Below are 14225 nucleotides of genomic sequence, written 5' to 3' on the forward strand. Positions count from 1 at the left end.
TGGTCAGCCGATGCCCAGACCCGGTACCGGCAGCTTGAAGATGTCTTTGAGCGCGTATGTGGCGGCGTGCAGGCCAGGCATGCCGGTCACTCCGGGTCCTGGCGGCGTAGAGGAGGAACAGAGGTACACACCCAGCAGCGGCGTCCGCCAGGGCACGGGGGAGGCCACCGGCTTCTGGACCAGCCCGCGGACGTCCATGATCCCCGCGCTGAAGTCGCCGCCGATGTAGTTCCGGTTGTACTGGGACAGCTGGGCGGCCGTGATGGCGTGCGACTCCACCACGAGGTCGCTGAATCCGGGGGCGAAGCGTTCCAGCTGTGCCGTGATCTCTTTTGTCATGTCCTTCGTTGAGCCGGCAGGAACATGGCAGTAGGTCCAGAGGGTGTGCCGGGCGCCGGGCGCGCGGCTGGGGTCGAAACGGGACGGCTGTGCCACCAGCACGTAGGGCTGTTCGGGATGGCGTCCTGCGCTGACCTCATTCTCCGACCGCGCCAGTTCAGCCCTGGTTCCGCCGACGTGGACGGTGCCGGCATCGGCGAGTTCGGGGGCCTGCCACGGAACCGGTCCGGACAGGATGAAGTCCACCTTGCAGGATCCATTCCCGTAGCGGAAGGCTTCCAGGGCCCGCCGGTAGTGGCCCGGGAGGGAATCCCCTGCCATGTCCACCAGCCCGCGGGGCGCGACGTCCAGGAGCGTGGCCCGGGTGGCGGGGAGCTGCTCCAGCCGGTCGATCGGGGTTCCGGTGTGGATGGTTCCCCCGTGGGCGCGGATATCGTCCGCAAGCGCTGCAGCGATGGTGGCGGAACCGCGGCGGGGAATGGGCCAGCCCGCGGCATGCCCCAGGGCGCCGAGCATGAGCCCGGCACCCGATGCGGCGAGGGACGGCAGGTGGGAAACGGCGTGGGCAGCCACACCGCTCAGCAGTGCCGGGGCGTACTGTTCGCGGAACCGGACGTTCCACATACTCGTCCCTTGCTCCAGGGTCCGCAGGCCGTACGCCAGGGCCACCAGCGGATTGCGGGGTATCCGCAGGAGCTGGTTCTGCGTGAAGTCCATGACGTCGTCGATGTTCCGGACCAGCGGTTCCATGAGCCGCCGGTAGGCCGGTCCGTCGCGGCCCAGGCCTGCGGCGGTCCGGTCCAGCGATGTGTAGGCCAATGCCGCCCGGCCGCCGTCCAGGGGCGAACCAAAGGACACCTCCGGCGTGATGAGGTCTATCCGGCGGGGCAGCTCGAAGGCACGGAAGAAGGGGGACGCCAGCGCCATGGGATGCACCGCGGAGCAGACGTCATGGAAGTGCCCGGGCTGCATCAGCTCGGAGGTCCGCGTGCCGCCGCCAATGCTTTGTGCGGCCTCGAAGACCTCCACGGACAGTCCGGCGCGTGCCATGACGGCTGCCGCGGCGAGACCATTGGGTCCGGATCCCACGACGGCGACATCAGGCATGGGAGCTTGCCTTCGGCGAAAGCGGTGGCCGTCCTGCGCGAAGCAGGATCCGGTCGGGCGCGTTGGCGAATGGTCCGCCGTGGGGGTCGTCCAGGTGGTGGCGGCGGATGGGGTCGTAGGAGGGATCGTAGATGTCCCACGTGACCCGGACCATGAGGTAGCCCACCGCGAACATGTGCGCGGCAACGGCAAGGACGTAGTAGGGCATGTCCAGGTTGTGTTGGGAAGAGCCGGCGCTGGTCACTTGTCCAAGGTACATCCAGATCGCTGCCCAATGGAGGCCTTCGATTCCCTGCCAGATGAGGAAGTCGCGCCACCGCGGCCTTGCCAGGGCAAGCAGCGGGACAAGCCACACCACGTACTGCGGCGAATAGACCTTGCTGGTGAGGATGAAGGCGGCAACGACCAGGAAGGCAAGCTGCGCCAGCCGTGGGCGGCGGGGGGCGGTCAGTGCCACGGCCGCTATGGCGAGGCATGCGGCAGCGAAGCACACGGCCGACAGTACGCTGACGGAGTCGGCGCCGAGGCGCGACCATCCAAGCCTGCCGGCCACCAGGTCGTAGGCAAACCAGGCCGAACTGTACCCGGCACCGCGCTCGGCGCTGTACTGGAAAAAGTATGTCCACCCTGCGGGGTTGGCTGCGGCGAATGGCAGGTTGACCAGCAGCCAGGTGGCGCCGGTACTGCCGGCCGTGGCCACCAGGGGCCGCCACCGGCCGGTGCGGATGGCCAGGAGCAGGATGGCCCCCAGGACCAGCAGGGGGTAGAGCTTGGTTGCGGTGCCCAGGCCGATGAGGACGCCTGCAGCCAGGGGGCGGTTCCGGGCGAAGAAGTACATGCCCCATGCGAGCAGGCAGGCGGCCCAGAGGTCCCAGTTGATGGTCCCTGCCAGCACCAGTCCAGGGGCCACTGCCACCATCGCGGCATCCCACGGCCGCCGGCCGGGCATACGGGCTACAGCCAGGACGGTGGCCATCGCCACCGCGGCGAGCAGCAGGACGTTGATATCGAAATAGGCCAGGGCGCGGGCGTCGATGTCTCCGCCCGGTACCAGCCAGGACGTCACGCCCGCGATCAGCGCGATGAGCACCGGGTATTCGAACTGGCTGCCGCGGCCGAGGATGGGGAAGGTTCCCTCGGCGATGCCCCGGTTCCGGAACAGTTCGGGAAAGTCCGAGTAGCACGTGGCGTAGAACTGCGTCGGCGTCTCCCAGCCGTTGGCCCGGCAATATCCTTTCAGCAGGATTCCCACCAGGGCTGCCACGGCCGTAAGGACAATGAGGATCCGCTCCACGGTGAAGATCCCAGGGGACACCAGTCCGGGCTCGGACCTCTTTCCCAGCGGACCGCCGAGGACTTCGGTGAAATTCCGCAGCAGGACATCGCTGCGGCTGGGAACCACGATCCGGGACCGTCGTCCACTCTCCGGCGGCTGGGTCTGGTGCATGGAATCGAGCTTACAGCCGGCCCCGGTTCCGGACCCGGGGCCGGCTGTCAGCGCAGCCCGCCGAGTTGCTGGTGCATGAGCACGAAAACGTCGTTCCGGTGCTGCTCCAGCAAAGCGACGTTGAGGGAACTGCGGCGCTGCAGTGGGCGGGACAGAAGTCCAATGATCTTCCGCATCAGAGGGATACCTCCTTTCTTTCATGATTGGGCAGCGAAAATTGCACGGCGGATTAGCACCGCGATTAGTCGCACAAAAACGGGCTAATTACGGCACGGGGATCCCCAGGAAGGGAAATAGGGAAATTGCGCGCGGGCACAATTACGGAAAGGGAAATATCCCGGGAGCCAGGAGTGCACTGCCGCAATGCCCGGGCATCCGGACACAGGCCCGTTCGGACACGAAGCGGGCACTACAGCAGTGGCAGTTCCAGTGAGGTCAACGGGAGAGCCCGGAAATCCCGGCTGTGGCGGGAGCCCGCCGGCCGGCGCGGGTTAGCGGCGTCGCGGCGCGCGGAGAATCCTCCGGGAGCCGGAATTGACCGAAGCCACGCGCGCCGGACCAGCAAAGGCCGGGAAGGCATTGATGATGGCATTCCATTCGCCAGTCAAAGTCATCATTTTCCCAACCTCCTTTTCTGCGGTCCGCTGCATGGTGTGCATTGCGGTCAACGGACCCCGGCACAATGCTTCGGCGTCAGGAATAAAGGTACCGCAGAATTACCGGCAGAGCCAGCAATTCCCGGAGAAACAGCAAAAAGAAACAGAAAAGGGGATTTCAGAGGCCCCAACGCACAATGGCGGGGGTCTTCTTGTCCCAGCCGAGGGTGCATACCTTGGCCGTGCCCAGGATGAAGTGCCGCCCTTCCGTGGCGGGCAGCTCCAGCCACCGCGCGGTGAGGATGCGGGAGAAATGACCGTGCGCCACGATCAGCACGTTGTCCATGCCGGATTCCAGGACGCGGCCAATGATCTTGTCCGCCCTCGCGGCCACCTCGTCCAGCGTCTCGCCGTTGGGAACCCCATGCGTCCAGATCAGGTAGTCGGGGTTGTCCTTGCGGATCAGGTCCGAACTGATGCCCTCATAGTCCCCGTAGTTCCACTCCACGGCGAGGGGCTCGTGCCGGGCGTCGGGGAAGCCTGCGAGTTCGGCGGTGCGCCGTGCACGCCGCAGCGGGGAGGTGAGCACCAGGTCGAAGTCGACGGTGTCCAGCACCTTCCGGGCCTCCACCGCCTGCTGTTCGCCTTCCACGGTCAGCGGCAGGTCCGTGAGGCCGGTGTACTGCCCGCTCTTGGACCACTCGGTTTCACCGTGCCGGAGGATCCAGAGCTGGGGGCGCGGTGCGAAGGCGGCGTTGGTCACTTGGACTCCTCGGTGGAAGGTTCGACGGCGGCAGGAACGGTGCCTGCGTCCGGTGCGGCAGGTGCAGATTCAGGTTGTTCGGCCCACCAGCGGAGCAGGCGCGCCTCCGCTTCCCCGAGGGGCAGGGGCCCGTACTCCATCCGTTCATTAAGGAGGAACTTGTAGGCGCGGCCCACCAGCGGCCCCGGTTTCAGGCCGAGCAGCTCCATGATCCGGGCGCCGTCCAGGTCCGGGCGCACGGCGTCGAGGGATTCCTGTTCACGGAGGGCTGCGATGCGGGACTCGAGGTCGTCGTAGGCGAAGGACAGGCGCTCGGCCTTGCGCTGGTTGCGGGTGGTCACGTCGGAACGGGTGAGCCGGTGCAGGCGCTCCAGCAGGGGACCGGCGTCGGTGACGTACCGCCGGACCGCGGAATCGCTCCACCCGGCGTCGCCATAACCGTAGAAGCGCATGTGGAGCTCCACAAGCCGGGCAACGGCCTTGGTGGTGTCGTTGTCGAAGCGCAGCGCCTTCATCCGTTTGGTGGTGAGTTTGGCCCCCACCATGTCGTGGTGCCGGAAGCTCACCGCGCCGCCCGGTTCGAAACGTCGGGTCGCCGGCTTCCCGACGTCGTGCATCAACGCTGCGAAGCGCAGCACGAAGTCCGGCCCGGGCACGGGCCCCTCCGCGCCGGTTTCCAGTTCGGCCGCCTGTTCCAGGACCTGGAGGGAGTGCTGGTAGACGTCCTTGTGCCGGTGGTGCTCGTCGGACTCGAGGCGGAGGGCGGAGACTTCGGGCAGCACATGCTCGGCCAGCCCCGTTTCCACCAGGAGGTCGATTCCTGTCCGCGGCCGGGCGCCGCAGACCAGTTTGACCAGTTCATCCCGCACCCGCTCCGCGGAAATGATCTTGATGCGGTCCGCCATGCCCGTCATGGCCTCACGGACGTCGTCCCGGACAGAGACACCCAGCTGTGAGGCGAACCGGGCGGCACGCATCATCCGCAGGGGATCGTCGGAGAAGGACTCCTCCGGTGCGCCCGGCGTGGCCAGCACGGAGGCGTGCAGGTCCCGGACGCCCCCGAACGGATCCACCAACTCCATGGACGGCAGCTTCAGTGCCATGGCGTTAATGGTGAAGTCACGCCGCAGCAGGTCATCGGCCAAGGAAGAGCCGAAGGCCACCACCGGCTTGCGGGAGTCGGGATCGTAGGCTTCGGCGCGGTACGTGGTGATCTCGATCTGGAACCCCGCCTTGCGCATGCCGATGGTCCCAAATGCCCGGCCAATCTCCCAGAAATTGTCCGCCCACTTCTTGATCAGCGCCACGGTCTGGTCCGGGGTCGCGTCGGTGGTGAAGTCAAGGTCCGGCGAGGTCCGGCCCAGGAAGAGGTCACGCACGGGCCCGCCCACAAGAGACAACTCATGGCCAGCATCCACGAAGCGCTGCCCCAGCTCCAGGACCACCGGGGCCACCTTGAAGTCGACAGTATGGGAATCAATCTTGTGATGTGCGTGCGCCATAGTTCCTTAAGCTTGGCAGAAACCAGCGCCGCGGCAGTCCAAAAAGCTGCCAGGATCGGCGTTCTTTCCATTACGTCCCGCAAAGTGCGTCATATGCCGTCCATGTTGGTGTCATGTTCCGGTCATCATGAAGGGGCAACTGTCGTTAGAGTGGACTCCATGGCCCATCCAGTACCGAGCGCTCCCGGCAGGAGGACAAACGCACCATTGCCGTCGGCAATCGGTGCGCACGTCGCCCCTGCCCAGCAGTCGGCACCGGCATCGCTGCCCACGGTCGAGGAAGTCTCCGCCGGCGGCGTCGTGGTGGACACGTCCGACGCCGAGCTGCGGGTTGCGATCATCGCCCGCCTTAATCGCGGCGGACGGCTCGAGTGGTGCCTGCCCAAGGGGCATCCGGAGGGCAAGGAAAACAACGAAGAGGCTGCGGTTCGGGAGATTGCCGAGGAAACGGGCATCGAAGGCAGCATCCTGGCGCCCCTTGGCAGTATCGACTACTGGTTCACCGTCAGCGGCCACCGTGTCCACAAGACCGTGCACCATTACCTCCTGCGTGCCACCGGGGGAGAACTGACCATCGAAAACGATCCCGACCAGGAAGCCGTGGACGTGGCATGGGTGCCCATCCAGGAACTGGCCCGGAAGCTGTCATTCCCCAACGAGCGCCGCATCGCAGACCTCGCCCGCGAGGTCCTGCCCGGACACCTCTAGAAGGCCCATACCGCCGTCGTTGCCGTGTAAAGCGGTGGCGGGTGAGACGATGAACTCGATGTCAGCTACCAACTTCCCTTCCGACAGGTCCGGCCGGCCGGACGACGCGGCACCCGACGGTGTCCCCCCGGAACCGGCCTCACCGGACATTGCCCAGCCCGCGGCTGCGGGCGCCAGCGAGACGCGTTCCAGCGCCATCATGGCTGCCGGGACGCTCGTGTCCCGCTTCCTGGGCTTCGGCAAGACCTGGATGCTCGGCACCGCCCTCGGCCTGGGATCAACGGTCAACGACACCTTCATCAACGCCAACAACCTGCCCAACCTGATCTTCCTCCTGGTGGCCGGCGGCGTCTTCAATGCAGTGCTGGTGCCGCAGATCATCAAAGCCAGCAAGGCGCCGGACCGGGGAGCCGACTACATCAGCCGGCTGCTGACGCTGGCCGTCCTGCTCCTCCTGGGCCTCACTGCACTGGTGACCCTGGCAGCGCCGGCCGTCATTGAGCTGACAACGCAGGGCTATTCGCCGCAGCAGAAGGCACTGGCGGTCACCTTCGCGTTCTGGTGCCTGCCGCAGATCTTCTTCTACGGCCTCTACGCGCTGCTCACGCAGGTCCTGAACGCCAATGGCGCTTTTGGCCCTGCAATGTGGGCCCCCATCCTGAACAACGTGGTGGCGATCGCCGGCCTGGGCATGTTCATCTGGATTTTCGGCACCAACGAGTTCAACCCGCACACTTTGGACAACTGGGGCAGCACGCAGACACTTTTCGTCGCCGGCTTCTCCACCATCGGCGTGCTGTCCCAGACGGCCATCCTGATGGTTCCCGTGATGCGGCTGAAGCTAGGACTCCGTCCCCGTTTCGGCTGGCGCGGCGTGGGACTGGGCCACGCAGCGAGGCTGAGCGTGTGGACGCTCCTGACGGCCGCCGTCGGGCAGCTCGCGTTCCTGTACGTCATGCGCATCGCCACCATTCCCGGTGCGGAACGCATCCGGCTGCAGCAGGCGGGGGACCCGTCCGCCTCCACCTTGCCGGGCAACGCGGTGCTGGAGGTGGCCAGCCAGCTGTACCTGCTGCCGCACTCGATCATCGCCCTGTCCCTGGCCACCGTGCTCTTCAACCGGATGACCCGCGCTTCCCAGGACGGCAACCGGGCGGAACTGCGCGACGCGCTATCGCACGGCCTGCGGACCATGGCTGTTGCCACGGTTTTTGGCGCCCTGGCGCTGTTTGCGCTGGCCGGTCCGCTGGGGATGTTCTTCTCCGGCGGCCTGCGCCAGGACGGCGTGATGCTGGCACAGACGCTCACGATCCTTGCGCTCAGCACCCCCTTCATGAGCGCCAACTTTATGATGTCCCGCGTCTTCTATGCCAACGAAGATGCGCGCACGCCGTTCTACGTCCAGTTGCTGCTGGCCGTCGTATACGTGGCCGGCGCCTTCGCCATCCAGTTCCTCCCGGTCAACCAGATCATTTACGCCATCGCCGTCCTCTATATGGCGGGCAACATCCTCTCGGTGGTCATCAGCGCGTTCTTCCTCCGGCGCATGCTGGGCCATTTGGACGGCGCGCGGATCGCCAACTCCTACATCCGGATGGGGTACGCAGCCCTGGGCTCGGCGATCGCCGGCGCGGGCGCCCTCTGGCTCATGGGCAGCTACAGCCCGGACGGCTTCGCCTGGCAGAACCGGATCACGGCGCTGGTGACCGTCATCGTGGTTGGGCCCGTCATGATGGTGGTCTACTTCTTCCTGCTCAAGCTGTTCCGGGTCTCCGAACTGCGCGACCTGCTGCGCCCGCTCCTGGGACGGCTGGGCCGCGGCCGCCAGGACGGACCCTCGGATGCCGGGACCCCGCCGTCGTCCGCCCCCGTCCACGCCGGCGCTGAACGGGGGCCGCGTGCAGAGCGGGCCACCACGTCGGTGGACACGGGCCTGATTCCCCGCATTTCCGGCGAATTCGACGCCGTTTCCTTCCGTGCGGGCCCGGATCCGGAGCGCGGTGCGGGGCGCCAGGAAACGTACGACGACGGCACGCGCCACGGTGCCGACGACGCCTACCTGCCGGCGGAGGACCAGCCCAGCACCGCCCGCGGTGGGCTGCTCCGCGAGCAGATCCCGCTTCCAGGGCGCCGCACGTTCCAGGGGAAGGCCGGGGAAAACCCGCATTTCAAGTCCCGGCGCAGGCGGAAGAAGTAATACGCGGGCGGTTTCGGAACCGTCTTCTCCACGGCCGTCCGGGCCGGATCGGCTAGGATCGAACAGGTACAGGGGTAGTTGCATTGAGGGTTAGCCGCACGCGGGACCTGAACGGCGGTTGCATCATCCAAGCCGGCAATTCCGGACAGCCTAGGAGGAACACGTGTCCAACCCGATCGATGTCGGATCAGTACTTGGCGGCCGCTATAAGGTCACAGCCACGGTATTGGCCTCGCACGACCACGATCTGGTGCTGGATGGTGTGGACCAGGTCCTCAACCGCCCGGTCAGCATCCTGGTTGCCGGACCGGAAAACACCGAACAGGTCGCGCAGAGCGCCCGGGAAGTTGCCACCGGCGAACGTCCCGGCACCGTGCAGGTCCTGGACCTGGGAGTCACCGAGGCCGCTACCTACCTGATCACCAACCACACCTCCGCCGCTGACCTGCTGGATCTCGTGGTGGCCACCAACCCTCCCTATGTTGAGCCGTTCTTCACTGACACCCTGGGCAGCGAAATCTTCGGCCAGCCGCGCTCCCACGAGCCCGAGCCCTACGACGACGAAGACAACGTCGAGGCCGGTTACATCAACTACCAGGACAGCCACCCCAGCCAGGTTGATCCTTACCGTTCTTCTCCTGCTGCGCCTCCCCGGCCTCCCGTCCGTCCTGCTGCGGCGGCCGCCGGCGGAGTTGCCGCAGGTGCTGCCGCCGGCGCAGGTGCCGCTTCGGCTGCGGCCGGCGCAGGTGCCGCTTCGGCTGCGGCCAAGTCGGGAGCCGGCGCATCGCGGGTCGATCCCGATGCCACAGCAGCCCAGCCTGTGCAGTATGCCGCCGATGACACCGCTTCCGCGGCGCGCTCCGGTTCCGGTTCGGGTCCCGGCTCGGGGCAAGTGGACACCGGACCTGTGGAGACCGGCCCGGTGCGCGCTGCTGGTCCTCTGGACACTGGGACGCCCTCCGGCGCGCCTGCCGCGGACCGTCCAAGCACCGAACAGGCCGGTGCCACAGGGAAGCCGAAGGTTTCCCTGTGGTCGGATGACGATTACGCGCAGGCGGGGGATCAGGACCGCTACGAGGATATCGACGACGAACGTGATTCCCAGCCGGTCAAGGGAAAGTCGGCACTCTTTGCCCGGACTGCAACGCCCGCGGCGGCCGGCGTCGCCTTTGCGGACCACGACGATGACCGCGATGAGTCCGGGAAGCAGCCACGTTCCATGCGGTGGCTGGTGGGCGGCCTCCTCGCTGTTGTGCTCATTGCCGGCCTGATTTTCGCTGTCACCAATCTGGGCAGCCTGTTCACCCCCGAACCGCAGGCCAAGGCTACTTCCCCGGTCAGCAACGCGCCGCAGGCTTCCGCGCCCGCAAGCCAGGCCCCCCAGTCGGCGCCGCCCGCAGCACCGCCGGCGATCGAAAGCGTCAGCCGGCAGGGGAACTTCGACTTCGCCGCCACCTTCGACCGGGATCTGGTCAAGGCCTACGACGGCAACGCGGCCAGCTACTGGTCGGACATGGAGTTCGCCACTGAGAACTGGGGCGGTTTGGCCCCGCAGGGTGTGCAACTCGTGGTGAAGCTGAAGGCCGCGGCACCGGTGTCCTCGGTTACGCTTTCCCAGCTCGGTGGGTCGGGCGGAAACATCACCGTCTACACCAATGACCAGCCTTCATTGGATGGTGCCAAGACTGTGGGGACCAACAGCTTTACGTCCACCGACCTGAACATCCCCGTGGGGGAGCCCATTAAGGCACAGTACGTGATTGTTTCCATCAATTCGCTTCCCAAGCTCGCCGCGCCGAAGACGCGCTACGGATACGGCCTCCGCCTGGCGGAGATCAAGGTCCAGTAGCGCTCTTCGACCTTTGCGGGCTCAGTGGCCGTTGCCGTGCAGGCGACGGCCACTTTTGTGACCGACCACGCTTGTGCGCTCTGTTACCCCCGGGCCAAACGTACGCCTTGGGGACTGTAATCTGGGAAGGGCGCCCGGCAGACGGTCCTCCCGTGCCGTCTCTGACGGATCCCTTGCTTGGGCGCTGGAATATTCAGCATGCAGCCGCAGTTGTGCCATGTGGCCGGCCTCCACCTGGAGGCGAGTCGAACAAGGAAGAGGTTCACCGTCCAGTGACCATCGCAGAAAGCACGGCGTCCGACGTACGTGATGTCATCATCGTGGGCTCGGGCCCGGCAGGCTACACGGCGGCCGTCTACACCGCCCGCGCCAACCTCAAACCACTGCTGTTCGCAGGATCGGTCACCGCCGGCGGTGAGTTGATGAACACCACCGACGTGGAGAACTACCCCGGATTCCCGGAGGGGATCATGGGCCCGGACCTGATGGAAAACTTCGAAAAGCAGGCGGCCCGCTTCGGCACGGACATCCAGTTCGAGGACGTCACCGCACTCGAACTCGAAGGACCGGTCAAGTCCGTCACGATCGGCACTGGCGAAACCTTCCAGGCCAAGGCAATCATTCTCTCCACCGGCTCGGCGTACCGCGAACTGGGCTTGCCCAATGAAAAGCGCCTTTCCGGCCACGGCGTCAGCTGGTGTGCAACCTGCGACGGTTTCTTTTTCAAGGATCAGGACATCGCCGTCATCGGCGGGGGAGACTCGGCGATGGAGGAGGCATTGTTCCTCACCAAGTTCGCCAAGTCCGTGACGGTTGTACACCGCCGGGACACGCTGAAGGCCTCCAAGATCATGGCCGACCGGGCTCTGGCTCACGAAAAGATCAATTTCGTGTGGAACAGCACTGTTGACGATGTCCTGGGTGGGGACAAGGTCACCGGTTTGCGACTCAAGAATCTTGTGGATGGAAACATAACCGAGTTGTCCGTGACCGGTGTGTTCGTGGCCATCGGCAACGATCCCCGCACGGACCTCGTCAAGGATGTTTTGGAGCTGACGCCCGAGGGAACCATCGCAGTGGAGGGCCGCAGCTCCAGGACCAGCGTCCCGGGTGTCTTTGCAGCTGGTGATGTTGTCGACCCCACCTACCGCCAAGCCATCACTGCGTCCGGCTCAGGTTGTGTGGCGGCCATTGACGTGGAGCACTACCTCGCCGACCTGCACGCATAGTCCGCGTTACTGATATCGAAAAGAAAGAGAAGGTCATGAGCAACGCAAAAGACGTAACTGATGCAAGTTTCGGAACCGATGTGCTGTCGTCCGAAAAGCCCGTCATCGTCGATTTCTGGGCTGAATGGTGCGGTCCGTGCCGCAAGCTTGGCCCCATCCTCGATGAGATCTCCGTTGAGTATGGTGAGAAGGTCGACGTCGTCAAGGTCAATGTCGATGACAACCCTGCTATCGCCGCGGAGTACGGCATCACCTCCATTCCCGCCGTCTACCTCTTCCAGGGTGGCGAAGTGAAGAACACGGTAATCGGTGCTAAGCCGAAGCAGTTCTTCGAAAAGGAATTTGCTGACGTCCTCTCCTAGGAGTATCCCGGAGTCGCCCAGGATCTGATCCTGTTTTCGACGTGGTCACCGCTCGACAGGCGGTGGCCACGTCTTTTTTTGACCACATGGCGTCATCTGGAGCCGTGGAACACATGCGGAAGCGTTTCGATGTTTCACGTGAAACGACAGGGACAAAGGCGTAGATGGGGATGGGCGCCATTCCCGTTGACCATTCCATCCCCAGTCCGGAGGCTAGTCACCAGCGGAGTTGCGAGTGAACCGCTCGCGACGTTGACTCGCATAACCGCCGCTCGTTTCCGCCGCCTTCTGATAGACACAGCTACTGACCGGCATTCAAGAATCAACAGCCGGCGCAGCCCATGGCCCCACCGACGCCTCGGCCCTGCGGACGGATGCCCATTTTCTCCGCAATAGCGTAACCGCGACCAACGCAGCGTCGCACTCACTTCCATGAAGTCAGTTGCACCCCGGAGTGTCCGCCGCGCGTGATCGGATGTCCACCGCTGGCAGCAAAGCACGCTCCAGACTGCCCACCATTTCACGTGAAACGTATGCGCGGTACGGTGCGAAGACGGTGGTCATCACCGCAGAAGCTCCCTCATGTCGGACTTTTTCAGCCTTGCGCCCCCGACTTCCATCTGATGCGCTGCCCTGGCATCAATGACCAACTGTTCGCAAGACCCGGTCGCGCCCACCCTGCCGCCCGAGGTTACAGCGCCTTCAAGCTCCCATTCACCCTGTGGAAGCTGCCCTTACATAGATCCCTTTGACGGGAAGCTCAGGGCCCAGCGGTGCGTAGGAACCCGGATAGGGTTCTTTCGGATACAGCCAGCGCAGCGCGCCTCTTACGGTTGTTGCGTGCTATATCCGCAGGGTAGCGGGGCGTGAGGGCGCTCCTTGCGCTGTGGCTTTCGTCTGCGGCAAAGTTCTTCCATCTCGCAAGCTCCTCCACGGGGTTTGAACCGCAGGGCTGACCGTTTACGCGCTCACCCAGGAAGGGTGAGTGCAGGCTCTGCCCGAGTGGGTGGTCCGACCGGCGTCACAGGTAACCGGCCCAGGGAAGACATGGGCCACACAACCGGGCCCTCGATCTATTCAACAGTGCGCCTACCGAGCAGCAGCGCCTGGAGATAGTCGCCCCTTGTCCGACTGGACCATGATGCCAGTAGACGATGCCTAGCGTGCTCAGACCGGAAGCAACCCGAAGATGCGCAATGCACCCGCAGCAGAAACACATTCCCCCCAGCACCAGGCGCGGGGATACCCAGCCCAGAAGGGCTACTCCTCAAGCCGCTCATCAGCGTTTCACGTGAAACGTATCCGCCCTTGAAGGGACGTGCAATTTGCTTCCGGCCGCTGCTCTGCTGCGCGCGCCGGCCGATGGGACACGTCGGCAGACGTAACACTGGTCCACCTCGTGGCCAGCACGTACCACAGCCATGACAACCGTTCGCCTCCTTGCAGAGGACGAATGCCCGCGATACCGCCAGAGGAGGTGATCGGACCATCGGAAGGAAATGCTGAAGGGCACTATGACTGGGCGGGCATGGAGCGTCATTGCAGCAGCGGTGAACGGGCCATGTTGGCTGGGCTGCACCAGAGGGCGTACGGCAGCTCTGCACCTGTGGGTCGAAGACGGGCAACAGCGGTCGGATTGGTTTGATCAAGCGGACCGACCCGTCCTACTCTGAGCCAGCCCATGGGCCTGCCCGCGGCAATAGGGGCACAATAGGCCGGTGCAGGTCGTCTGGGGCCCGGGCGTGGACGCAGAGCATTCGACTCGCTCATCCTTCGCGAGCTAGCGGGTAGGGCCTAACACGGAGGGGATCATCACCAGGGGCACATGCGACTGCACGCGTGGAGGAGTATGGGTCTCTGGCGCGTCCATCATAGGGTGTGGAACTCGGGAGATCGGGTGTGAACTTACCCACAAGATATCCACAGCTCTGCCAGCGTATTATCCCCAAAGTTATCCACAGGCGCAGGGGGCCGCGAGAAGCGGATTCAAAGCGACCTCCAACGGTACACGTGCCTGGAGGCGGGTGGCGCGCGCCGGGCGGCAGCTCTTGTACCCCGGCTAGTCCAATGCTGGGGATGCTGTCGGCGCGGAGGGCGGCGGCGAATTCAACCTCTGGCGCTAGTTC

The 14225-nt window shown here is 65.1% G+C and carries 10 protein-coding genes; 5 read left to right on the forward strand and 5 right to left on the reverse strand.

Annotation, left to right across the window (positions count from 1 at the left end; all coding sequences use genetic code 11):
- Positions 1 to 3 precede the first annotated feature (3 nt).
- The 5 genes from K4G53_RS05100 to K4G53_RS05115 all read right to left on the reverse strand — a co-directional run bounded on the left by K4G53_RS05100 (position 4) and on the right by K4G53_RS05115 (position 5754).
- Positions 4 to 1446: an NAD(P)/FAD-dependent oxidoreductase gene (locus K4G53_RS05100; RefSeq protein WP_221384412.1), complete on the reverse strand. Its 1443-nt coding sequence runs from the start codon at positions 1444 to 1446 to the stop codon at positions 4 to 6.
- Positions 1439 to 2893 (reverse strand): glycosyltransferase family 87 protein, encoded by a 1455-nt coding sequence (locus K4G53_RS05105; RefSeq protein WP_221384413.1) that lies wholly within the window; start codon positions 2891 to 2893, stop codon positions 1439 to 1441. Before K4G53_RS05105 ends, K4G53_RS05100 begins: the two co-directional genes overlap by 8 nt.
- Positions 2894 to 2940: 47 nt before the next feature.
- Positions 2941 to 3069: a hypothetical protein gene (locus K4G53_RS21240; RefSeq protein WP_260323265.1), complete on the reverse strand. Its 129-nt coding sequence runs from the start codon at positions 3067 to 3069 to the stop codon at positions 2941 to 2943.
- 598 nt (positions 3070 to 3667) lie between these two features.
- A complete protein-coding gene (locus K4G53_RS05110) occupies positions 3668 to 4252 on the reverse strand; it encodes a histidine phosphatase family protein (RefSeq protein WP_221384414.1) in 585 nt (194 codons plus the stop codon).
- On the reverse strand, positions 4249 to 5754 hold the full coding sequence (locus K4G53_RS05115) for a CCA tRNA nucleotidyltransferase (RefSeq protein ID WP_221384415.1): 1506 nt from the start codon (positions 5752 to 5754) through the stop codon (positions 4249 to 4251). Before K4G53_RS05115 ends, K4G53_RS05110 begins: the two co-directional genes overlap by 4 nt.
- Positions 5755 to 5961: 207 nt before the next feature.
- Here K4G53_RS05115 and K4G53_RS05120 point away from each other — a divergent pair, with 207 nt between their 5' ends.
- From K4G53_RS05120 to trxA, 5 genes are all read left to right on the forward strand, one after another.
- Positions 5962 to 6462 (forward strand): NUDIX hydrolase, encoded by a 501-nt coding sequence (locus K4G53_RS05120; RefSeq protein ID WP_175317151.1) that lies wholly within the window; start codon positions 5962 to 5964, stop codon positions 6460 to 6462.
- A 58-nt stretch (positions 6463 to 6520) separates the two neighbouring features.
- A complete protein-coding gene (gene murJ, locus K4G53_RS05125; protein WP_221384416.1) occupies positions 6521 to 8659 on the forward strand; it encodes a murein biosynthesis integral membrane protein MurJ in 2139 nt (712 codons plus the stop codon).
- Positions 8660 to 8822: 163 nt separating this feature from the next.
- Positions 8823 to 10508 carry an ABC transporter substrate-binding protein gene (locus K4G53_RS05130; protein ID WP_221384417.1) on the forward strand — a complete coding sequence of 562 codons (1686 nt, stop codon included), beginning with the start codon at positions 8823 to 8825 and terminating at the stop codon, positions 10506 to 10508.
- A 272-nt stretch (positions 10509 to 10780) separates the two neighbouring features.
- The gene (trxB, locus tag K4G53_RS05135) at positions 10781 to 11737 is read left to right on the forward strand and encodes a thioredoxin-disulfide reductase (RefSeq protein WP_221384418.1); all 957 of its coding nucleotides are present in this window, start codon (positions 10781 to 10783) and stop codon (positions 11735 to 11737) included.
- A gap of 35 nt (positions 11738 to 11772) precedes the next feature.
- Positions 11773 to 12099, forward strand: coding sequence for a thioredoxin (gene trxA, locus K4G53_RS05140; RefSeq protein ID WP_015939073.1), 327 nt, complete (start codon positions 11773 to 11775; stop codon positions 12097 to 12099).
- The last annotated feature ends 2126 nt before the right edge of the window (positions 12100 to 14225 follow it).

Origin of the sequence: Arthrobacter sp. MAHUQ-56 (assembly GCF_019710585.1) — a bacterium.
In the GTDB taxonomy this organism is placed as follows: domain Bacteria; phylum Actinomycetota; class Actinomycetes; order Actinomycetales; family Micrococcaceae; genus Arthrobacter.